Genomic DNA, 23,980 nt, shown 5'->3' with positions numbered 1-23,980 from the left:
GTTATCGACCATCCCGCAGGCGGTCGCCTAAGAAGTTGTCTAAATCAGGAATATCATAAATTTTTTCAGCGGTCGTATTAAAATCATATTCGACGCGGCAGAACGACACTTTCTCATCATCGATGATCACATAGGAAGAACGATTATCTGCATCACGTGGCTGACCGACCGAGCCCACATTCACCAGGAATTTTTCCTGGCCAAAGGGGTAAACGTAATCTATTTCATCCGGAGCAAGAAAATTCATACTTTCTGTGAAAACTCCGGGAATATGTGTGTGTCCCTGGAAGCAGTACTGGTCGACCAGACCAAAAATCCGCTCCATTTTTCGCTGATTGTAGATGTCTTCCGGAAACACATATTCGTTCAATGGATTCCGTGCAGAACCATGCACAAACAGGAGTTTATCTTCGCGGATCATGCGAGGTAATTCGCCCAGAAAATCCCAACGATCCTGATTCTTCGAGGCATCGCCGGTTTCCAGCATGCGACGTGTCCAGAAGATGGCCCGTTCAGCGCCCGCATTGAAACCTTCCGGATCAAATAATGCTGCCTGATCATGGTTACCCAGCAATGACTTCTGGCAGCGTTTTCTTACCAGGTCAATACATTCGCGCGGATTCGGACCGTAGCCGATAATATCGCCCAGGCAATAAATCTCACTGATCTCACGGCTGTCAATATCTGCCAGAACAGCTTCCAGCGCTTCGAGATTACCGTGAATATCACTTATGATCGCTCTTAACAACGGACAACTCCCACTTTCTTTGACCGGGTCCGCACCAAATGGGGGCCTTCCTCGGCTGTTATCTTTTGAGGAGCCTGATACGAGAGGCTAACTTCAGGAAATTAATACCCTGTTTATTCGGAAAGGCTGACTGGTCACTCGCCACAACAATACAGACCATTTGCGGACCAACTGCTGACTTTAATCGTGTTCTCTGCAGTTGCAACGATTATAAAACCAGTGAATGCTGAAATTGTTCACGCCAGGACCACCCGACCTGCCTTCTGACAGTCTGGATTCTTTCCACGTAAGCCCCAATAGTAGCAGTACAAGCGCACCATCTCAAGGCTGTGTTTACAGTTATCATTCGTTCTCAATCGGTATTTCTGAGACGATTCAGCCTCCGTTATGTGGAATTTCATTCTCGGTTACCGGATTCCGTAATGAAAACCGAAAAAAACACCTTCTCGAAGCATCATGCCCCAGCAGACACTTCCCCGACTTAACCTAAAGTGGCTAAACTTGGCAAGCATGAGGATTTGCCTGCGAATAAACCAGTTATACCCCCTCTATCAACTGCAGGAGATTTATGGATTACAGGCCGATCTAACGCGGAGTTCACAACGCTGTAGAATCGGAATGACCGATTCAATCCTTTTTCACAATCCTCTACGAGACGCTCCATGTGTTCATAAACACACCTCCGGGAGCACATCATCTGATATTTTCCACAACACTGATTCGGGAAAACAACAGCGCTTCACCTTCGGGTGTTGCCCGATTGAAACTCGTGTTCTATGTTTGAATATCCCTTCATTATGTTTGACTCCCAGTTTCATCATCAGGTGATTTCATCACCGATCCGGTGACAACTTTGTCTGACATGAAAGTCTGGATCGGAACCTCATCTGTAACGGGGTCTGATTTATCCAGCAGTTCGTTCGGCCGAGATCATGGATTGATTTCTTTCCGGATACTTACACAGATTTTCAATTCAGATTGTAAATTCAGCTATCGACTGGCTGTATTTTACCCACGACACAGTTGTACGACGATTACAGCTAACATGCACACTTTGGCGAGACATAATTCAATGAAGACAAACTCTGGTTCATTACTGGTAGTCGATGACGATCAATATATTCTGGAAGCGATGGCTGATTATCTGAGGAGCCTCGGGCATCGTACCGAAACTTCTCTCAGTTGCCTGGATGCGATTGAGCGTTTAAAGGAATTCCCTTTTCAGGTTGTTGTCTGTGATGTGAACCTGCCTGATCAGGATGGTTTCCATCTGCTCGAATGGGTTAAAGACCATGCACCGGATACCGCGGTCATTATGCTCACTGGTTATGGAACCATAGAAAGCGCCGTCGAAGCGATCCGCCTGGGCGCGTTTGAATATCTGACCAAACCGGTCATCGACGAAGAACTCAGCCTGACGATCGAACGTTGCCTCGACCAGCGCAAAGTGGTCGAAGAAAACAAATCACTCAAGGCACAACTTGATCAGCGATTCGGCCTCTCGAACATTGTCGGCCAGGATTACAAAATGCAGAAAATGTTCGATCTGATTGAAAGCGTGGCAGATACCCGTACTACCGTGCTCGTTCTGGGTGAAAACGGTACAGGCAAAACAATGACCGCCCGTGCTATCCACCAGTTAAGTGACCGCTGCAATCAACCTTTCGTCGAAGTCGCCTGTGGTGCGCTGCCCGATTCATTACTGGAAAGTGAGCTGTTTGGACACAAAGCCGGTTCGTTTACCGGAGCGTCCCACGACAAAATCGGAAAGTTCCTGCAGGCAGATGGCGGCACGCTGTTCCTGGACGAAATTGCGACTGCTTCTCCCAGCCTGCAGGTCAAACTGCTGCGGGTCTTACAGGATCGGGAATTCGAAGCCGTCGGCGATAATGTCACTCACTCCGTCGACATCCGTCTGATTCTCGCTACCAACCAGAACCTGGAAGAAATGGTGGCCAAAGGAGAGTTCCGACAGGACCTCTATTACCGAATCAACGTCATCACCCTGACTCAACCGGCATTGCGGGAACGCATCAGCGACATACCACTGTTGATTGAACATTACCTGAAGGTCTATAACGAACAGATCGGAAAATCGATTAACGGATTTGATGCTTCTGCCACACAGGCCATGCTGAAATACTCCTGGCCGGGAAATGTTCGCGAACTGATCAACGTTGTAGAACGCTGCGTTGTATTGACAAAAGGTGACTATATCCGCATGCATGATCTGCCAGAACAGATTCGGCAGGAACAGTCATACTCACTTTCGCCGGAAAATCGCATAAGCAACGGTTCCCTGAAAACGGCGCTGGCGAATCCGGAACGTCAGATCATTATTGAAGCTCTGGAAGCGAACGGCTGGAACCGGCAGAATACCTCTAAAGCCCTGGGGATCAACCGGACCACGCTCTATAAGAAGATGAAAAAATACGATATCGATTTCGAAAAACAACTGATGCATTAGAGCACATCACTTTTAACCGTAGCATCTCTCGATCCAGACTCGGTCCAGATCGACCTCGAGACGTTACACTAAGGCTGGCTATAAGTCTAATACTCAGACTCGGAGGCTGGCAGAACTTGTTATGCTCCGATTTCAAACCAGAATAAAAAAGCACGTCGTACAGACGTGCTTTTTTATTTAACGGTAACAATCGCTACCTGCGGCATTTCCATGCAATCCCATAAAACAAATAAACCCCACTTTATATACCTATTCTCTCAAGTGATAAGTGCCGATAAGTCCTGAGACCTGAAGAAGACTACAGAGTAAGAATGAGACTTGAATCACTGATCTATTGCATTTCCATGGGGGGAAAAACATGAGGTTCGGGCTGCTGCTTTTGACCATGTTTACATTACACGCCGGCCTTTCGGCAGTTTTTGCTGAAGAAACGGCTGAACCTCAAACACTGGAGCAAGTGTTGTCTCAAGGCGTGATCGACCTGGAAGCGGCTCCTGCACCTCCCCTTGTCGATCCTGTGACGACACCAGCACAGTCTGACACAAAACCTTCAACAAACCTGGCTGCACCGGCGGAAACAGAGGACCTGCTAATCACAGCTCCCACCGGACATCCCGCTTTGTGCCCCTCTGGTTCCGGATGCACCTGTCCCACCTGTGCCTGCCAGACTCCGGTCTGCAGTTGTGAGCCATGCGACTGCAATGCCTGCACACTCTGCGACCGTATTCCGTTACTCAATAAATTTCCCAGTGACCGCTGTTTTGATGACTTTATCATGCCAGTCAGTAATCCGGTCTGGTCGATTGACCCGCGCTCTCTGACCTATGTGAGAGGCATCTTCATCAACCAGATGATAGATGCCCAGACTCCCGTACTCGGTGCAGGGGACCTGCAGGTTTACGCACTCCAGCTGGGAATTGCCATAAACGAACGCCTTTCAATTATTGCCGTCAAAGACGGTTACAACACGCTGCAGACACGTGGGGTCGGAAATCGAACAGGCTGGTCCGACATCGGGCTGGGGCTGAAGTATGTTGTAATCCGGGATGTGGAAAACCAGTTCCTCTTATCTGGCGGACTGATCTACGAAGCCACCAACGGCAGTTCGCGTGTCTTCCAGGGGAACGGGGATGGCGTCTGGACTCCTTACGTCTCCATCGGTAAGCAGATTGGCAGCGGTCACCTGATTGCATCCTCCGGATATCATGTACCCGGTGATACTGCCGAAGAATCACAGTCCATTTATTACAGTATTCACTACGACCACCCTGTCACCAGCAAACTTTCCGCAGTAGCGGAACTTAACGGCATTGTTTACACCAAGAGCGGCCAGGCCCTCCCGTTGAATATTGAAGGGGGAGACTGGATCAACCTGGGTTCATCCAGCGTGGCTGGCAATAACGTGGTGACGACAGCAATCGGTGCCAACTACCGGCTCAATTCGTGTCTGTCACTTGCCGGTGTCTGGGAATTTCCAATCTCGAACAGAAAAGATCTGCTGGACAGCCGCACGACTGTCACGATGACCCTGCAGTTCTGATCGTAGAAATAATCACCGTGATAAAGATCACTGCGAGAGCGAACTGATCCGCTCTCGAACGGTCTGCTCGAGCCGATCTAATACTTCATCAATGGTAACTGCCGAAGTATCGATTTCCAGCGCGTCGTCTGCCGCCTTCAACGGGGCGACGTCGCGCTGTTCATCCCGTTGATCGCGTTGATAAATCTGCTGCAGAATTTCATCGACGGTAATGTCTTTTCCTTCCGACTGCAGCTCTTCATGTCTGCGCCGCGCCCGCTCTTCCGGATCTGCGACCAGAAAAAACTTGCAGAAGGCATCTGGAAAAACCACCGTCCCCTGATCGCGCCCCTCGCTGACAATGTTCGTACCAGAAGCAGCATCGCGTTGCAGCCGGACCAGTTCTTCGCGCACTCCCGGATACTGGGCCACCACCGAGGCGACCTCTGTCACTTCCGGGGTGCGTATCAATCCCGTGACCTCTTCATCATTCACCAGTACCTGCGCATCTGAAAACGATATCTGAATCTGCCGACTGAGATCGACAACTGCGGCTTCATCAGCCGGGTCGACTTGTTTTTGCAGCACGGCCCAGGCAACACAACGGTACATGGCACCGGTATCCAGAAATTCAAACCCCAGTCTGTCAGCCAGCCCTTTTGCGGCTGTACTTTTTCCGGAACCTGCGGGGCCATCAATTGTCACAATCATTTTTCAAACGGAGCCCTGAAATATAAGTTCAATTTCTGCGATTTCATAAGGTGACATTTCCACTAAAACCGCATCCTCTTCGACGGGTAATTCCACGATTGTTTTACCATGAAAATCGCGCTGCCGGGCACTCGCGGGAGATTTGAAGCACCTGAGTTTCACAGAACGGTGAATCCCTTCGGTCTCAATCAGACGCACTGCAAATCCCGATGAATCTCCAGTCGGAGCAGGGGATGATTGATGTGTCGATTCCAGCAGATCCATGACGCGGGTAATCTGGACATTGCTCACTGAGACATGGAACAACCACCCCTGGTCACCCATGCGGGGAGGGCCGACCTGACTCGGATAATTGCCCGCCGGCACCATGACATTCCGCGCGATCTGCATGGGAAAATTCTGATTGATGGCAATCGAGAACTGAAATTCGCGTTTTGTTTCGCCTTCCACAATCAACATACTGTCGAGCATGCGTGGACCGGTTTTACGATGAAACGGCAAACCGTGATTCAGTATCGTAACCCGTTCTTCTCCCTCTGCAATTTCAAAGTAGTGCGGGCCTTCAAATCGTTCCCCCTGGAACGCATGCGCGCTTTCCAGCAGCGACCGTGTGAGCGATGCCGTACTGTCTCCCCAGGCAAAGCGGACTGCATAATAATGATCCCAGGGATTGCCATCAGGCAGCGTCTGCACTTCCAGTTCGATTTTCACATCCAGGATCGGACGTCCACGCCAGAGTTGGAATGTCTGTCGAAACGTGGCCAGTGTCGTATCACTGACCTGGTCGTAAATTTCTCCGGTGGTTACGATCTCCCCCAGACCCGGACCTGCGCAGGTCAGCTCTACCTTGACCGCCCGCGTCGCGGAGTAAGGAGTTTTTGTATCCCAGTCACCTAAGGCACCGGGAGTGGAAATATTACGTTGATAGGGGAAGCGATACGCCAACTGCTGGCTCAGTCGATTTGGCTTGCGGCCATACTCTTTGATCTGTGCAATCCCACCGGTTTCTTCATGGATATGCACTTCAAAAAATTCATTCCGTAACAGCAATGGTTCTGCAATGGGTACACTGCTCTTAGGCGGTGTCGCAGAGATCTGACCTGGCTGCAACCAGACAAAACCCGCAGCAGGAAGTTCCACGACCGCCTGCTTTCGCGTTTCATCAAATTGTGTTGACTTGACAGCAGGATGGGCTATCGGTTCGTGCGCAAAACCAGGCAGATCCACTACGACCCGCCGCGAGAATGACAGCGAATTTAATAACAGCACTCCACTCTGATGCTGTTCAGCCCCTTGCAGAATGATCTTTGCCAGTTGTTCGACACCGTCATCACAAAACCCCTGCAGCGACTGAACCGCCTTAACAGTTGCACTTTCATCGGCATCAGGATGCCCGCGTTCAATATCCTGTTCGATCTTCAACAGTGCTACATCCTCTACCGGTTTCCCATAGATGGCCCGTGCCACCGTGTGAAACCAGCGTCCTGCCGTGAATTCGTCGTGACGGACAAAATGATTGATGAAGCGACTGAGAGGATCCGGTTTACGCATCGCAACCAGCTGGCTCAGGAAGGGGGACAGATATTCTCGTGCGTCGTAAGAGGAGTGCCTTCCCGATGACTCCGTGTTCTGAAAAAAGTCATTCAGAAGTACAAAGCTGCCCAGGACGGGCGCGTACTGATGGATGCGTTTAAAGTCTTCAAAAAAAGGCGATTTCACATCAGGCCAGTGCGCAAACATCAATGCGCCCACCTGGTCTTCTTCCATCGATTCCGCCATTCTCTGGGGAAATCGCAGATACCCGGCAGCGCCTTCCGCAGACATGGGAATCCGGGAAAACGCATCCAGAATGGTGCCGTCTGATCCCTCCCAGTGAATTTTACTCTGTTCGTAATCGGGGTAAATCCCGTCATCCAGCACCAGATGCAAAGCCGAGTGAAAACCAAAACGATGCAACAGCATCGGCAGTACGGAAGCCAGCCCGAAGCGACGTCGCGCCCAGGTTGTAGGAGTCATTCCGACTAATTTCTGAACGGTTTTCGTACCAGACTGTAATTGCCAGATGATCGATTCCACCGGGACAACGGGCGTTGATATCTGATCCTGCTCACCACCAATTACTTCGCTTTCGCGATCCTGACAGCTTTTGGTTAACAGCGAAATCAGCTCGGAATCCTGACTGGCGATTGTTTCCAGATCGTCCCCACTGACCAGAATATTGAAAGGGCGTTCATTTTTAATCGACTGTTTTAATGATGCATTCGCCCATTCCGGCGTCAGCAGACACAGATCAATCAGGTAACAGTCAATCGGATAAAACCGCTCACGGTTTTCCAGCAGTACTTCAAAACAGGCTTTGAGATGGGCGCGTGCTGCCTCATTATCATCTGCCAGGACGGCATCGGCAGCCGCAATGGCTTCCCGTTGAATCGTCGCTTCATCCAGACTGCTGAAGTGATGCATACAGCGCGTCAACAGTTCCAGCTGGATATAGCAGAATCCCAGCGCATGAAAATCGGCGACCAACTCGCTGGATAATTCCGGTTTCTGAGTCGTTTCCGCTCCTGCTTCAACTGAACGAAGGGGGAGCAGAGCGGCTTCTGTCATTTCTTCCCGGTGAATTTTCCCGCTGACGACAGTCGCTCCATTTGCTTCTGCCTCTTCAATCCAGCCGTAAGGAAGCCAGTCTTCAGAGGTTTTGGGAACAAGCAGCAGGCGATCTGCCAGAAACTGGGGGGGCTCATCAGACCGATGCCAGCTGGGAATGACACGCGAGGATGCAAGCAGTTCCGGGTGCCAGGCCACGGCAAACGCATTCAGTAGACTCTCTGCCTCTTTTTCATCCAGTTCCGTTGGAAAATCATCAAGGCTATGACAGGGAATCAGCACAACAATATCATTGTATGTCATTGAATCACAATGCTTTACATAATTAACTGAACTCAATGGGAGCAGCGTTCAGGCATTCATTACTTCCGACAGAATCCCAGTCGCTTCACATTTACCCCATCATGTCTCAGATTCTAGTATACTCGGTCCAAATGGCCCTGGAAACGCAACAGTCAACCTGGACACAGTCTAGCATAAGCAAACAATTGGCAAGTATCTATAGTGCTGCATGTCCCTGAGTCGACTAAAAGTGAAAAGACCATCTAACCCACTTTGAAATCGACAGTTAAGAACGCACCGTTCTACTGGTGAATTTACAATTGCGCTGAAAAGATGCAGCTCAGATCCAGCAAAAAAACTGATAAATTCGTAATAATAACCAGGTTAGTGGGAACTCCTGTAATTTGTGTTCCGTCCAATCGGATGAAAGCAACAAATATCTGACGTATTGACACAATTATCAGGGCCATTCATTACGGCATGCCCTGGTAATCATAGTTATCAATTATAACGGTTTATATTAATTTTTATGAAGTCGTTTTCAAACATCAGTTATTTCATTGACTTTATAGGAAATCCTGTGATAGCCTTATGTTAGGGAATTATTGCATCTCAAATCATTCCCGAGCCTATCCTGACTGAAACTGAATAGATCTGATACATTCTGCCTGTTGTTCAAGCTCTCTCAACCGGCAGGGTTTCACCTCGTAAAATTATTTTCTTATTACATTCCGGTTCTATCGGACGGCCAGTGGTCGCCTCAGTTCCGGAAAGCAGGAGTGACCAGACACATGGCAGAAAATCAAGCTGTTTGGGGTATTGAAATTGGCCAGGCGGGCTTAAAAGCGATTCGCCTGCGGTATGCAGAAGCCGCCGACCAGGTGATTGCGGTTGCCTTCGACTACATTCCACACCCGAAAATTCTCAGCCAGCCCGATGCCGTTCCCGATGAACTGATCGGCCAGGCTCTGGACACATTCCTGTCTCGCAATGAAACCAATGGCGACCTGATTGCCATCAGTGTGCCCGGCCAGACTTCACTGGCGCGTTTCATTCAATTGCCCCCCGTTCAATCCAACCGGGTTCCGGAGATTGTGAAATACGAAGCCAAGCAGCAGATTCCTTTCGCGCTGGAAGACGTGATCTGGGATTACCAGCCTCTTGGCGGTGGCATCGAAGAGAGTGGCTACATGCTGGATGCCGAGGTCGGTATCTTCGCCATGAAACGCGATCAGGTGCTGCATGCACTACAACCATTTCTGAAACGCAAAATAGAAGTGGAACTGATTCAGATCGCGCCCCTGGGACTTTATAATACGCTTTGTTATGACTCTCTGGGCATGCGGGTCGGCCAGGACTTTGAAGGCAATCCGGAAGAATCTGCCATCGTCGTCGACATGGGCGCTGACAGTACCACACTCATGGTGACCAATGGTAATAAAATCTGGATCCGCAATGTCCCCATTGGCGGTAACCACTTTACACGCGCTTTGACCAAAGAGATGAAACTGACGTTCGCAAAAGCCGAACACCTTAAATGTAATGCAACACGCTCAGAAGATCCTCGCGCTGTCTTTCAGGCACTGCGACCGGTATTCAATGAATACGTCTCTGAAATCCAACGTTCGATCGGTTACTTCTCAAGTGTCAACCGTGATGCCAAAATCTCAAAAGTGTACGGTACCGGTAACGGTTTCAAGCTGGCCGGTCTGCAGAAATTCCTGCAACAGAATCTGCAGTATGAAGTGGAACGCCTGGACGACTTCCAGGGGGTCGTAGGCGACGCCGTTCTGAATGAGCCCCTGTTCCAGGACAACATCCTCACGTTTACCGTGCCTTACGGAATCGCATTGCAGGCGCTGCAGCAGACAACCATTCGTACCACTCTGCTGCCTCCCGAAATTGCAACGGCCCGTAAAATCCGTCGCAAAAAGCCTTGGGCAGTGGTGGCAGCGGCTGCCCTGATGATCGGCCTGTGTATCTCCGCAGTCGGGTACAGCAATGTGGCCAACTCCGTCAGCCAGGACCGATTTGGTGCAGTTGAAACAAAAGTCAAAAACCTGAAACAACAGGTCGGCGGCTATGATTCCGCTTACAAAGGTGAAGAGACGGAATACACCAGCCTGATCGAACAGGGTAATAAACTTGTCTGGAATATGGACAGTCGTGCTGACTGGCTGGAAATTTACAAAGCCATTGACGAATGCCTGCCGCGCGATGTCGGCGATGAAATTGATAACGAACAGATTGAAAAACGAAACCGGATTAAACTTCCCGGTATTACAGTCAGACATGAAAAGGATCTGGGCACCTGGTTCCAGGGGCTCTCTCCACAGGCAAAGTCATTGCTTCCCAAAATTGATCAGGACACTCCCCCGGAAGGCGAAGGGTATGTCTTCACTTTAAATGGGGTGCATTATCACAACGATGAATCCAAACCAACTACAGATGTCGGTGTTCTGTATGTCCACGAGACTCTGCTGAAAAATCTGCAGTCATGGACTGTCAAAAACCCGGGTTCTAATCCCGTTGATGTTCGGAAAATGGGGATCACACATCCGGTCATTCTGAAAGACAATCGTGAACCCTTTGAATTCTATCCCAATGGCCGTCCCCGCGGCACTCGGCATGGGGGAGAAGGGCGGTTCGCCGGTCGATCAGGCGGATTTGGTGGCTTAGGAGGTGGTGGAGTTGGTCTCGCTAATGACGAAGCTTCTTTTGCCGGCGGACTGGGCGGAGGCGTCGGTCGTCCTCGCATCGGCAATAATCGACCTGAAAAAGAAGTGAAACCGATTAATCTGCAGCGTACTCAATTCACGCTCGAATTTATCTGGAAACCCATTCCTGTTCTGGAACGTCAGGAAACCCCACCAGATGCCCCTGCCACAGAAGGGGAAGAAGCCACTGCGGAAGCTGGTTGAGTCGAACGGCAATACATTGAGAGTCAAAAGTCAAAGAGAAGCTAGTCAGTACCTGAAAACATAAAAGTATTTGATCTCTTCGGAGAAAATGAGGACAAACCCATGGACAAATTAAAACCTCTGATTGTTCATAAATTCTGGATCATCCTGTTCATCGCATTACTTCTGCCTGTGATTGGCTGGAGTATGGCAACCGGCAGCCTGGCAAAAGAAATTGAAGAGCGAAAATCCTCAATCGATCAGGCCTTCACCGATGCGCAGGTTCCCCCGAATCCTCCGAATCAGACCTGGTCGACTGCCCTCAAGCAGATCAACGAGGAAAAACGAAAGTACAATGCAGAGTCAACGAAATATCTCTGGGAAAAACAGAAGGAATTATTCGTCTGGCCTCCTGATATCGCAACTCTGATGACAGAGACACCCCATCGTGGTGAAATTTCGATTAAACCCCGTAACCTGTACCGTTCTGCTTACAAATTTGAAATTCTCCGTGCCTATAAACTGGCTAACCCATTCAGCCTGAAAGATGGTAAGGGACTGGTCGACCTCAACCCCAACATCATTCCGCATGTTCCCTTTGATAAATGGAGAAACGTCTCTCCCACTTCGGAAGATATGTGGGATGCTCAGGAAGATGTCTGGCTGGTCTCATCCATTATGGAAGCTATCGCCAAAGTCAATAAAGACAGTGGAGCAACCAATATCAGCGAATCCCCCATCCGACAGATTTCCGTACTGGAACTGCGTGGCGGTACTGTCGGCGATGACGGTAGTGCGCCTGCCGGAGACGGTGGTATGGATGGCGAAATGGGGATGGCCGGAGGCGGAGGAATGTTCTCAGGCGGTGGCGGCGGAATGAGAGGTATAGCTGGCGGAAAAGAGGGATCATTATCAATTGAAGTTGATATGGACCTTACGAAAATATTTGGAAATGACATTGATGGTTCCGCCGGCGGTGGCGATGGCGGTTCTGAAATGGCCATGGAAGAATCCCTGGCTGGCGGTGGTTTCGGCGGCGGCATGGGCGGTGCAGGCGAACAAAAACTCAAACGCTATTACCACGATGAAGAAGCTCTGCCTTACAAAACAAGAGCCTTTTATATCAAAGCGACTATCCAGTCTTCCAAGCTTCCCAATCTGCTGGCCCAGTTGAGCAGCATGCCCTGGCCGACAAAAATCGTGCGTGTGCAACGTGCTGACCTGTTCGATGACAATATGAACCCCATCGCCGGTGGTGGTGGCGGCGGTGGCATGGGACGACGGGGAGGCGCAGCAAGAGGGACAGGCGGATTCAGTTCCGAATCTGACTTTGCTGGTGCAGGGGGAGGATTCGGTCGGAACAGCGGCCTCGGATTTGAATCTGATATGGGTGTGAACGGTGCAGCAGGACTTCAGGAACAGGAAAACAAGGGTCTGCTCGATGCGGCTCTGAATGATCCTGAACTGGCTGTTGTTACTATCGCAGGCCTGATGACGCTTTATAATCCTTATGTTCCACCAGAAGGCGAAGTGGTTGCCGAAAATACGGAACAACCCCAGGATGCGACAGAGCCAACCGACGCGGCAGCTCCCACAGAACCTGCCGATGGCTCAACACCTGCCGCTTCCACTCCGGAAGCAGCGGCAGCAGGTGAAAACCCTGCTACACCCGCTCAGCCGGCGACGACCACCCCGGAAAATACACCACCTCAACCAGGTGGTAATACAACAACACCAGCGGAACCTGCAACACCTGCGCCAGCTGCAGATTCCAACCCCAGTGAAACAACACAAACCCCTCCGGCTGAACCAAAGCCAGAGGAACCGGTTAATCCATAATACACTTTTACTCGATGCTGCAGTTTAGCAGCTCCTGTAACATTTTCACTTAACGGAGACTGTCCCGTGAAAAATCTGATGTCCAACCTCAAAGGAATGAATTACAAAGAATTTGCAATCTCGCATGGCGAAAAAATCGTCCTGGGTTTCATTGCGTTGTTTGTATTTTTCGTCATCTTCACCTCTCAGTGGACAACTGAAAAACGGACTCCTGCTGAATTAGAACAGAAGGTCAATACTGCTGAGACCCAGGTGAGTAACAGCCAGTGGCCTGAAGAAAAACGCAACGAGTACCTTAAGGAAGATGACCTGCGCCAAAAAGTGGCTGCGTTAATGAATAAGCCACTGGAAGTCACCCCTTATATGTTTACGACTAAACTCTCCTGGCCCATCTATGCGAAAAAAGCAAAAGCCAAAGAGGTCGACTGGCTCGCTGTCGAAGATCTGGTTGCCACTTATGGCCGCGTAATCATGCAGACCCGTCCCATTTCTGCGACTCTGGAAGGCAGCGAAGAAGGAAAGTCAACTGAAGGAGAAAAAGCAAAACCGGATGAACCGGAATACGACGCTTTCAAACGACGTACCACAGGTATGGCCGGTGGTATGGGGGGGCCCGGTGGCGCTGCCATGGCGGGTCTGACATTCGGTGGGATCCCCGGTGAATCGGAAATGATGATGGCGGCAGATCCAGGTGCGATGGATCCCGGTTTTGCCAATCCCGATGCGTATTCCGCCGGGCTTCCTGAAGGTATGGGCATGGAAGGTGGCATGGGCATGACTGGTCCTGTCCGTGAAGGGCGGGGGTTAAGGTTTGTCGCAGTACGCGGTGTCTTCGACCTGGCAACCCAGCAGGATAAACTGGAACGTTCTTTAGGCGACGCCTTCTCTTTCCAGAATATGCAGACAGGAAAAATCCTGGAGTTTCTCGACTTTCAGTTACAACGTAAAAAAGCCATTCCCGGCGAAGACCCCTGGGCTGGAGAGTGGAAAGATGTGGACATCGAAACGTCTATCGAAATCTTGAAGGAAAGTGCCGACTTTGATCCCGAAGTCGTCAACAGTGGGATTACGGACCGTGTCTTTACGATGCCGCTTCCCAGCCGCATTGCCGGTTTCTGGTATAAAGTCGCGACACATCCCCGCGTGGAAAACTTTACTTTGAGCCAGGAAGAAATCGAACAGGAACTTGAGTTCAATCGACGCATTCTGGACCAGTACAAAAAGACTCACTCGAATGAAAAAGTCTTCAAGGAAAAACAGAAAGGCTTCTCCACTTTACAACTTGATATGCGAGGTATGCGGAGTGAGCTGATGTACGGTGGAGGCGGAGCCAGCGAAATGGATATGGTCATGCAGGATACGGCCAGCTCAATGATGCAGGAACGCCCGGGCAGACCAGGTGAACCTATGGATGAGAAGAAACTGATTCAGAAGCTGAAAGCAAATGTGACAGCCGCTGGCCGTCTGCTTCTGTTCCGTTACTTCGATTTTGACCTGAATCCAGGTGAAACTTATAAATACCGCGTGCGACTGGTTGTCCGTAATCCCAATTTCCAGCGTCCCATTGATGAAGTCGTTCTGCCGGCAGTTGCCGAAGGTGAAACCCGCACCACTCCCTGGAGTAATGAAACAGCAGCAGTGACTGCTGAGGAAGACGTGCACTTTTACCTGCAAAGCGTGCGTCCTCCCCGTGGTATTGCAGGGACTACAGCGAACTTCGAAATCTACCAGTGGTATCCTAAAACCGGGACAACAATTCAGTCTACCTTGAAAACATCCATTGGTGATGAAATCGGCGGCGAGCAGGTTGCCGAGCTGTATGATGTTGCCAAAGAAGAATATGATGAGAAGGCGACTGTTGAATTTGACACTCAGAATTACCTCGTCGACGCCGTTCCCGCACCAACGATTCGACTGGAAGATCATCCTGATTTAAACCTGCCTGCTAAAACACGCGGGCATCTGCCAATCCAACCGGAGGCAGTCATTGTTGATAATTTCGGTAACCTGAAAAAATCGCTTCCACCTGCTGTTTCCTCTTCCTATGCTGATGTCAAAAAGAAATTCAGCCGTGAACGCGACAGTTTAACCTGGGTCAAGGAAGCCTCAGAAGCACGCACTGCTGCCCCGACCGACGGATTTGATATCGGTTTTGAAGGCGCCAGTGCTTTTGAAGGTATGGAAGCCGAAATGCTCGGCCCCCCCCAGCGCGGTAATAAAAGCAAGCGGAGAAAAAATCCGATCCGTCTGGGACCTTGATTGAATTTTCAGTCCAAAATGACTGAAAGGGCAGGACAGTCAAATGTCCCGCCCTTTTTTTATTTCTGGAGCTGACAGAGCGGATTGAGGTAGTTTTTCATTGAAACGAACGTGCCTCAGACGAGTGCATTCGCTCCGATCAGCAGGGTTCCGATACCAGAACTTCATCCGTTGTGCCCAGCAGCAGCTCACGTAATTCTGCTGCGATGAAAAATGAGCCGGTAACACAAATCAGCGTATCTGGCGTCAGCATGTCTTTTGCCTGTAACCATGCCGCCTCAGGACTGTCTGTAATACTGAGCTGAGATGTATTACCTGTTGACAGTTGAACTGCCCGGGTGAGCTCGACTAATTCTTCCACAGGAATCCGCCGTGGATTCGAGCGGTATTGCGTCAGGATGACCGTCTGAAAGGAGGGCAGTAGTGTTTCGAGCATCTCCCCGACGTCTTTATCTTTCGTCGCAGCAAAGATCAGTATCCGGTTGGTCTGCGGAAAACTGGCAGCAAGCGTCTCAACCAGTGCTTCAATAGAGGCACCGTTATGAGCCGTATCAATAACCACTGGAGGATTTTTCTGTACCAGTTCAATCCGGGCCGGCCATTTCAGACGCGTCATTCCCTGGCGCATCTGACTGTCCTCCAGGGGAACTCCCTGCTGGCGTAAAAAATCGATCACTGTTACTGCCAGAGTCGCGTTGATAAGCTGATGCGTTCCCAGTAGTGTGACAGGCATCTGATCAATCAGGGACCAGGGAGTTCTTACCTGTATGGTCTGTTGATTACTATCAGGGAACAGTCTGGAGTCATCGGCCTGCTCACGCCTGAAGCCCTGGTAGGGTTCAACCAATCGCTTAAAATCCCGATTCAACAGATACAGGGGAGCCTGTTTTTCCCGGCAGACCTCTTCGAGCACTGCCATTGCCTCCGGCTGTGTCACCCCACTGAAAACAGGGACTCCCTGTTTGATAATTCCGGCTTTTTCACGCGTGATCTGTTCAATGGTATTTCCCAGCAGTGCCGTATGGTCATAGCTGATATTCGTAACGACAGACGCCAGTGGCTCACAGACGTTTGTGGAATCCAGTCGTCCTCCCAGTCCCACCTCCATCACTGCAAAGTCAACGCGCTGCTGTTGAAAATGCATCCAGGCCAGCGCGGTCGTCAATTCAAAAAATGTGGGGCTGAGATTGCCCGGCTTCAGATCGAGTTGCTCCACAACCTGAATCAGTTCCGATACCAGATCGACCAGTTGTTCCGGCTCGATCTGTCGACCATCAATCAGAATGCGTTCTTCATAGCAGGTGATATGAGGAGAAGTAAATAATCCCGTGCGAAAACCGGCCGCAGAAAGCATTTCTGCGATCATCGCGGACGTGGAGCCTTTCCCTTTGGTCCCTGCTATGTGGATCGTACGGACCTCGGATTGCGGATTCCCCAGGGACTCCAGTAACTCCTGCATTCTTCCCAATTTAAAATCACTGGTAGAGTATTTACTACTCCCCATCCGTTCATAATTGAGACGACCAAATAGAAAGTCCAGACTCTGCTGGTACTTCTCTGCCGAGACTCCCATGTCAGGCAGTTTCCTTATGATATAACTGAAAAAACATACATTCTGTTAACTGTCGTGATCAGCATGACAGTCAAAACGGCAGAGTATAACAGTGATCTGTCGGATATTATAGTCAGGCACTTTTCGGAAGTAGACCGTGAGGTATATGATCTAAAAAAGAATTTTACAACTGCCAGCCACTTTCGAGCCAAAAGGTATAGCGAAAACATGAGCATTCAGATTGCCACCCTTGTGGAACTGCTGAAATTCAACCGGATCATGACACTCAAAACCATTGATGAGATCAGTTCACTGACTGATCCTCAATCAGCCCTGGCATTCCGACCGGGCCCCGGCAGAGCACATATTGCCTGGCAGTTCATGCATACCGCGATAACGGAAGAATTATTTGCAACAGACCGCCTGCGGAAAACGGACTCGAAACTGTCAGACCTGTTTTCCCTCTACGAGAAGGGAAGTACTGCGGTAGATGAGATTCCCTCACTGGATGTCATCAAAAATACATTAAGCCAGTCTCGGGAAAATTTACTGGAAACCATACAGCTCATCCCGGAAACAGACCTGGAACTGGTACCGGCAGGTCTTCAGGAACGAGGCTGGTCCTATGAGATGGCTTTAAAAATTCTTTGCTGGCATGAAACTCACCATCAGGGACAGGCACATTTGACGCTGAATTCCTGGAAAGCGATACACTAGCCTGTGTCCGGTTTTACTGTAGCGTGTCCAAGACCATTTGGATCGAGTATCACAGATCGGGAGACGCTATGGTCCAATGTGACTCGCTCTGGTCGATGACTGTTCTACTCACCAGGAAACCGGGGAACAGCGAATTTCTATTGACATTTTTTCGTTATCTTCTCAAATTACGTCTGTCATTCATTTTAGTCAACCGCTCCAGACGTTCAGCTGATGTTGAGACTTTTCAAATCAGATGGAGGATCTGTCCCATGAGTTCGATCAACCCCGGTGCCCTCAATATCAACAGCTCATTTGCCGGTGCGCAACGGAGTGATGCCAGTGTCGACAAGCAGAAGGCCGAGTCGGCGGCGCAGAACATGTCCATCGATAAAAAAGAGATGACAGATCATCAACTGCATGATGTGGGTGACCCGGATGCCTCTGGCGATCGAGATGCAGATGGGCGGATGCCATTAGGCCATGACGAAGAGGCCGAGCAGGAGACTCAGGACAAAACTGAAGAACCGGAAACTCATACCACTCGTCACCCCGATGCAGAAGGTAACCTGGGGACGCACCTGGACCTGGATGCCTGAAGTACCGCGCGAAAAAGACTATTTGGATTGATTCAAGAAACCAAACAGGCTCTTCTTTTTCCGGGAGACCGAATCTTCCTGTTCTGCGACAGATTCTCCACTCACATTGGCAGCCAGCCCCATAATAGTTCTGGTGAGTTTTGCTTTGGGTGCCTGCATGACCAGTGGAATCCCATTATTACGGGATTCCACCATTGTCGCATAATCATTGGGAATCTGACAGAAAATTTCGCGACCGATTGTTTCCAGCGCTTTACTCACACTGATCTGGGTATCTTCCAGACCCAGACGATTCATCACGACTTTGATTTTCTCAGCGATGTGATCGTTGGTATCGAAAAACTGTGACAGACGCACGACATTTCTCAGGCAGGGTAAATCCAGTTGCGCAGTCAACAAAACCGTATCCGATAACTCCATTGCTGCCAGATCGAGACTGTTATAAGACTTACTGACATCAATCACGAGATGTGTGAACGTTGCTCGAAGCAGGGCAATGATTCGGCGGAGCACTTCAGTTGTGATCTGCATCGACATATCCATCTGCACGGGACGGGGTAACAGGAACGCCCCACATGCATGTTTGGTTAACGAACGTTTCAACAGCGAATAATCCAGTCGCGCAATGTTTTCGGCAACGTCCTGAATCGTGTAATCCGGAATGATATCCAGCCAGACATCCGTATCACCCAGGGCCAGATCCAGGTCGATCACAGCCACACTGTTACGTTCCTGACTTGCCAGGCAGCAGGCCAGGTTGATTGCCAGGGAAGTGCAACCCACACCACCACTCACCCCGGCCACGGTAATAACCTGACTGGAACGGGGAGCATTATGTTCCCCTTCTGATTTACCGGAGGTAATCTGAATGCGGTTCAAGGCGGACAGAAAATCTTCCAGTACCAGAGGGAACCCCAGGAATTCTTTGGCGCCGTTTCGCATCGCCTTTAAAATCAGACTGCCTTCCTGGGAACTGCTGACGACAATCACGTTACAACTTGGTAAATCGCGCGTGACCTGGGCAATCAGGCTTAAAGCCAGTTCCGGATTCGCATCCAGCGAGATCAGCGCAATATCAGGTTGAGTCTGAGAAACGACCTCCGTAAAAAATTCATAACGACTGCACTCAGCTTCGAGCCAGACCATATCCACGCCAATCAGCATGTTTTTCAGCTCATTGCGAGTTGCTTCATTGGGATCGATAATCGATAGCCGGACAACTCCACTCATTCGTTGATCACTTCTACTTAAGGTTTAAACTGAGCCCAGTTTTACTGTAGCGTCTCCAGGGTCATTTAGACCGAGTATCATAGATCGGGAGATGCGATGGTTAAATATGCACTCTAGTGTTGCTACTGTCTTTATAATAGTATCGAACTTGAAAGCGTACATTTTGAAGTTTTTCAAAGAAGTTCCCGTTGAATTGAGCGGCATTCTGGCAGACTTCATTCCAATTCTGCCAGAAAGAGACTCAAATAATATCACTTTACTGTTAACTTCCCGGTCCAATCAGTCCCGGTTGATTACTCGCAGGAGAACTCAAACGGGGTGCACTTGCTTTCACTTTCGGTTCAGGTGTTTTTGCTTTCGCTTTCCAATCATTCTTTTTCGACGTTGAAAGATCTGGCACTCTGGCGGCTGCGGCCGATTGAGGAGGCGTCTTCTGCATTTTTTCATGCTCCTCTAATGCTTTCATATTTTCCGGCGAGAGTGATGGTTTCCTGATCACTTCTGAGCGAATCGTAGGTGCCGCCGGTACAGGAGGCACCTGAGATGCCGATGCTGGCGGCAACACATGATCGGGAGCCATCATTGATTCAGGACTGATGGGCCCGGGAATCGAATACTGGCAGTCAGGGCAGTTATCCCCATAGCTGGGAACTTCCAGCACACCATCCAGATACAACTCGCGATCTGTTGGAGTGGCTGTAAACAGGCCGGGGCCCCCCGGTGGTACCTGGCCCGACTTCAATGGAGATACCAGTTCCGGAGTCACCATGATGACAAGCTCTGTTTCCCCTTCAGTGTACCTGACCCGGCGGAAGGCAGCTCCTACCACGGGAAGTTCTCCCAGAAAGGGCGTCTTGGACGTTTCAGCAGTTTTGCGGCTCGATATCAGACCGGCAATGACCATGGTTTCACCGAAGTTCATTTCGACAGCAGTATTTGCACGACGGACAGTCAATCCGGGAACCGTTGTTCCGGCAACCTGTACCGCATTGGAAAAGTCGCGTTCGCTGACTTCAGGTTGTACCTCCAACCGCAGACGTCCGTTCCCCAGCACAATGGGAACCGCTTCCATTCTGACACCAAACTCACGCCATTCAATGGTAACCGTACCCAGACTTTGGGGGACCAGAATCGGGAATTCTCCACCAGACAGCAGGTTCGCCGGGCGACCGCTGGTGGTAACCAGTTCCGGTTCTGCCAGAATTTTCAGCAGGGCTTCTTTCTTTAACGCTTCAATGAATGCCTGAAAAATACTGGATCCGTCCACCAGGCCGAAACCAAGCGACGTACCACTGATCAGATTTTGCGATGCTGTGAGTGCAGGAGGCCCACCAAAGGGAACATTGATTCCGGTGATCGGAACCAGTGTACCAGGCGTACTGTAAGCATAGCCTGACTGATTCAGGAACAACCAGTTGACGCCCAGTTGACGGATTTTCGACCGCTGCACTTCCATAATTTTGACTTTAAGCAGTACCTGTTGTACTCCCGCCAGCTTCATCTGATTTAACACACCATTGGGAAAGAACTGTTCGGCGATTTCTACCATTTCGGTAATGGCTTCCGGTTCAGTGACCCAGCCACGCAAGACAACCGAGTCTTGAACTTTGATGGCTGTTACAGAAGAAGTGGGAAACAGTTCCCGCAGATAGGCCTGCAGATGACGGGCATCACCGCTCACGAATGTCTCAAGTGTGTAGACTTTTCCATTTTCGTCGGTAATCACCAGTGTGGTCACACCGGGAACCAGTGCCTGAATGCGGAGTTCGTTGGGGGTGAGAGCAGAAACACTCAAAACAGTCGGATCAAATCCATCCACACGTTTGATCTTACCCGGAAACTTGAGAATCTTGGAGAACTTCTCTGTCACTTCCAGCTTCATTTTTTCAGATGAAACCTGAACGACAGGCTCGCTCGCACCGGGAGGTGCAGGTTGTTCGTCCTGAGCGTATGCGCTCAATGCAATGAGACTGCATACCAATGTGACTAAGACAGGCAGACGTTTCACTCTAATTTGTTTTTTGAAGGCCAGCATCCGTGCCCCTTACATTTTTACTATTGAGTGATTTCAGATCAAATTCTGAAATCACTCTAAAACAGGTATCATTCAATAACATGTTGAGAGAATTCTCTCTGCCCGCAATCAATGCCCCGTTCTGTGTCAGAGAGCAGGGGAGTCTTGTATCTCAGTCTGTTTCTGTTTGGTCGTAAACACTTCCCACAGATCTTTTAACGCAGCTTTCTGATCTTCAATTTCTTCTTCCAGAAGTTCCACTTCCTGCACGATTTTTTCTTCTCCGGAATAAATCTCGATCTGCCACATTTTTTTAGGTTCTTCCAGCGGCTCTACCTCGGCACCAGTTGACGTCATCTGCTGAGGTTCCTGCTCTTCATCCAGAAACTGCTTTGCCGATTGAGGTTCTTTTTCTTTTTGAACCACTTCCTGTTTTTCTTTTTTCTTCACATCGCCTTGAACTGGTTCTTCGCCGTCCTTCAGATATTCACTGCCTTCGATCGAAAAGACTTCAGCCAGTTCGTCATCATCAAACTGCACATCTTCTGAATCAGTCGAATCAGACTGTGCTCTTAATGCGAGATGAACTTCTCCTTTTTTCTCTGCCAGTTTCAACATGGCCCCTTCACGTGGAGAAAGCAGCAGTGAAATGTTTTTTGATTTCACCTGGTTACTTTCTGTACCACCCACATCGGTCAGATGGTCCGTCGCAAAGATCTTTACCCGTTCCAGAATCACTTTTGTTATTGTTGACATCCCTCCCTCAGGCTTACGGGCTGTGAACGTCACATACACATCCACAAAGTCGCCAGGAAGAATCAATCCGCTATGTGTCTTGGTCATATCTACTGATGTTGTGAAGACCCGTTTCCCATCTGGAATTTCGACTGATGCTCCACGAACTCCCTGTTCACTGAGCTTCGCTTTCATCACAATTTCTCCCGGTACGGCCCGGGTCTTGATGGAGCGGTCTTTATACTGTTCCAGTTTGGTGACGGCACCTTCCGGTACCTGATCGATCGGCCATGACTTGAATTTGACATTGGACTCATTCAGAGGAGTACCAGGTGGAATTTCAGCAATTGTCATCAGGACATTTGCCGTTTTCACTTCTGCCTGCTGATCATCCTTATTAAGGACCTGCCTCACGCCCAACATCGCAACCAGTCCACAACCGACGGCGATCACCAACATCATTAACGACTTGACTTTCATTTCTGTCACCCATCAAAGAGAAACATATCAACGAAGCTCTGGTGAAAACTGTTTCGTCCCGAAAGGAATGAAAGTCAGTTCTCCGAAATGGCGTTCCGATATGCCTCTTTCTCACAGGAAAACAGAAAAGAAAATTCTGTCATCATGGAGAACATCGGCACTTCGAGAGCTTTCGCTTCAATTTATAACGATTTTATCGATTGAAAAAGCTATTCTGGTTGTAACACATGGTGCCTCGTGACCACCCCGAAAACCGCCTTCACCCCACACCCCCTGTTTTAACAGAGGGGGGGGGATGGATATCCTATTCGAGCTTACAGCAGTCCGGCGTAGAAAAAGTAGGCAATTGATCCGATACAAATGGGGATACCATATGGCAACAGAAACATGGTCGGTTTCCGTTCCTTCGCGATACGCGACAGTTCACGCGGGTTCTTTACCGAACGCCATTCATCAAGAATCATGATGGCCTGTCCCAAATGCTTGTAGAATTTTTTGCGATAGAGCACCATGGCCACAGCCATGACTGCCCCCACAACTGTGGTGACACAAAATGCATAGAAGGTGATTTTCACACCCAGCCAGGCACCGATGCCGGCCATCAGTTTAACGTCTCCTGCCCCCATTCCGCCTACGCTGTACAGTGGGAGAAGTGTAGCCAGTCCGACGACCATTCCCAAAAGTCCCCATCCCAGTCCAGCCAGACCGCCAGTCCAGGTCATGTAGATTAACCCGGAGAGGACCATCGGATAGGTGATCCAGTTGGGAACACGCAGTTCTTTTCCATCAATGTACGCGGCATAAATCAAGACAATGGAAACAAACTTTACATGCCAATTCTCGAGAAGTAACTGTTGCCAATCCATCAATATGGCCTTTCTTATCGTGTCTTAATGAAATGCGTGTCAGTGCATTTCGTTGGGGATATTACTTGTTGGTGATACTCAGGTCTGATCTTCTGTCAGTTCGTGCGAAGTAGAATCAACGGGATCGACACTGAAATGATTTGTATTCTTATTATTCAGTTTAGGTCACAGGCTCAGCAGGGGATGAAATATCTTGAAATTTTCTGGTTTCTAAGGCCCCGCTGCCTGGCTGCGTCATGGGTGGCTGCCGGACATTGATTCCAATCCGGGAGGTGACCACTTCTGTTGTTAAACAGTCGTATCACAACACTCTGTGACCTGTCTGTCAGCGACTGCGTTTGAATCGATATGCCGCCTGCATCCTGGTTGACTGAAATCTCTCCCGCCCTCAGAAGTGTGAACCGATACCGCGATTATTTTTTCAGTTCCAGTAATTGATCTGGATCGCATCACATTTAACCTTAGCGTCGCCAATC

The 23,980-nt window shown here is 49.7% G+C and carries 15 protein-coding genes; 7 read left to right on the top strand and 8 right to left on the bottom strand.

Annotated elements, in window-relative coordinates:
* Position 1 precedes the first annotated feature (1 nt).
* Positions 2-748 carry a metallophosphoesterase family protein gene (locus GmarT_RS13405; RefSeq protein WP_002686314.1) on the bottom strand — a complete coding sequence of 249 codons (747 nt, stop codon included), beginning with the start codon at positions 746-748 and terminating at the stop codon, positions 2-4.
* A 1,072-nt stretch (positions 749-1,820) separates the two neighbouring features.
* Between GmarT_RS13405 and GmarT_RS13400 the strand changes: the two genes are divergently transcribed.
* Positions 1,821-3,215: a sigma-54-dependent transcriptional regulator gene (locus GmarT_RS13400; RefSeq protein WP_002686315.1), complete on the top strand. Its 1,395-nt coding sequence runs from the start codon at positions 1,821-1,823 to the stop codon at positions 3,213-3,215.
* A 358-nt stretch (positions 3,216-3,573) separates the two neighbouring features.
* Positions 3,574-4,755 (top strand): hypothetical protein, encoded by a 1,182-nt coding sequence (locus GmarT_RS13395; RefSeq protein WP_002686316.1) that lies wholly within the window; start codon positions 3,574-3,576, stop codon positions 4,753-4,755.
* Positions 4,756-4,782: 27 nt separating this feature from the next.
* Here GmarT_RS13395 and cmk read toward each other — a convergent pair whose 3' ends face one another.
* Together cmk and GmarT_RS13385 are read right to left on the bottom strand one after the other, a co-directional pair.
* Complete coding sequence (gene cmk, locus GmarT_RS13390) at positions 4,783-5,445, bottom strand: (d)CMP kinase (RefSeq protein WP_002686317.1); 663 nt, start codon at positions 5,443-5,445, stop codon at positions 4,783-4,785.
* A 3-nt stretch (positions 5,446-5,448) separates the two neighbouring features.
* On the bottom strand, positions 5,449-8,355 hold the full coding sequence (locus GmarT_RS13385; protein ID WP_002686318.1) for a polysaccharide deacetylase family protein: 2,907 nt from the start codon (positions 8,353-8,355) through the stop codon (positions 5,449-5,451).
* 770 nt (positions 8,356-9,125) lie between these two features.
* On the opposite strand from GmarT_RS13385, the gene pilM reads away from it, so the two are divergent.
* The 3 genes from pilM to GmarT_RS13370 all read left to right on the top strand — a co-directional run bounded on the left by pilM (position 9,126) and on the right by GmarT_RS13370 (position 15,332).
* Positions 9,126-11,255 (top strand): type IV pilus assembly protein PilM, encoded by a 2,130-nt coding sequence (gene pilM / locus GmarT_RS13380; protein WP_002686319.1) that lies wholly within the window; start codon positions 9,126-9,128, stop codon positions 11,253-11,255.
* A 102-nt stretch (positions 11,256-11,357) separates the two neighbouring features.
* Complete coding sequence (locus GmarT_RS13375) at positions 11,358-13,073, top strand: hypothetical protein (protein ID WP_002686320.1); 1,716 nt, start codon at positions 11,358-11,360, stop codon at positions 13,071-13,073.
* 66 nt (positions 13,074-13,139) lie between these two features.
* Complete coding sequence (locus GmarT_RS13370; RefSeq protein ID WP_157158957.1) at positions 13,140-15,332, top strand: hypothetical protein; 2,193 nt, start codon at positions 13,140-13,142, stop codon at positions 15,330-15,332.
* Between the two features lie 139 nt (positions 15,333-15,471).
* Here the strand turns inward: GmarT_RS13370 and GmarT_RS13365 are convergent, their stop codons facing one another.
* Positions 15,472-16,905: a bifunctional folylpolyglutamate synthase/dihydrofolate synthase gene (locus GmarT_RS13365; RefSeq protein ID WP_002686322.1), complete on the bottom strand. Its 1,434-nt coding sequence runs from the start codon at positions 16,903-16,905 to the stop codon at positions 15,472-15,474.
* 207 nt (positions 16,906-17,112) lie between these two features.
* Between GmarT_RS13365 and GmarT_RS13360 the strand changes: the two genes are divergently transcribed.
* Positions 17,113-17,601: a DinB family protein gene (locus tag GmarT_RS13360; protein ID WP_044238313.1), complete on the top strand. Its 489-nt coding sequence runs from the start codon at positions 17,113-17,115 to the stop codon at positions 17,599-17,601.
* A gap of 251 nt (positions 17,602-17,852) precedes the next feature.
* Positions 17,853-18,179, top strand: a complete 327-nt coding sequence (locus GmarT_RS13355) for a hypothetical protein (protein ID WP_044238246.1) — start codon at positions 17,853-17,855, stop codon at positions 18,177-18,179.
* An 18-nt stretch (positions 18,180-18,197) separates the two neighbouring features.
* Here the strand turns inward: GmarT_RS13355 and GmarT_RS13350 are convergent, their stop codons facing one another.
* From GmarT_RS13350 to GmarT_RS13335, 4 genes are all read right to left on the bottom strand, one after another.
* Positions 18,198-19,409 carry a CpaE/TadZ family protein gene (locus tag GmarT_RS13350; RefSeq protein ID WP_002686325.1) on the bottom strand — a complete coding sequence of 404 codons (1,212 nt, stop codon included), beginning with the start codon at positions 19,407-19,409 and terminating at the stop codon, positions 18,198-18,200.
* A 262-nt stretch (positions 19,410-19,671) separates the two neighbouring features.
* A complete protein-coding gene (locus GmarT_RS13345) occupies positions 19,672-21,444 on the bottom strand; it encodes a type II and III secretion system protein family protein (protein WP_002686326.1) in 1,773 nt (590 codons plus the stop codon).
* Between the two features lie 126 nt (positions 21,445-21,570).
* Positions 21,571-22,638, bottom strand: coding sequence for a Flp pilus assembly protein CpaB (gene cpaB / locus GmarT_RS13340; RefSeq protein ID WP_081459523.1), 1,068 nt, complete (start codon positions 22,636-22,638; stop codon positions 21,571-21,573).
* A 314-nt stretch (positions 22,639-22,952) separates the two neighbouring features.
* On the bottom strand, positions 22,953-23,504 hold the full coding sequence (locus GmarT_RS13335) for an A24 family peptidase (protein WP_149302831.1): 552 nt from the start codon (positions 23,502-23,504) through the stop codon (positions 22,953-22,955).
* Positions 23,505-23,980: the final 476 nt, after the last annotated feature.

The organism is Gimesia maris (assembly GCF_008298035.1).
In the GTDB taxonomy this organism is placed as follows: Bacteria; Planctomycetota; Planctomycetia; order Planctomycetales; family Planctomycetaceae; genus Gimesia; species Gimesia maris.
The sequence above is the reverse complement of the archived record's forward strand: the minus strand, read 5'-3'. Positions and strand labels throughout refer to the sequence as shown.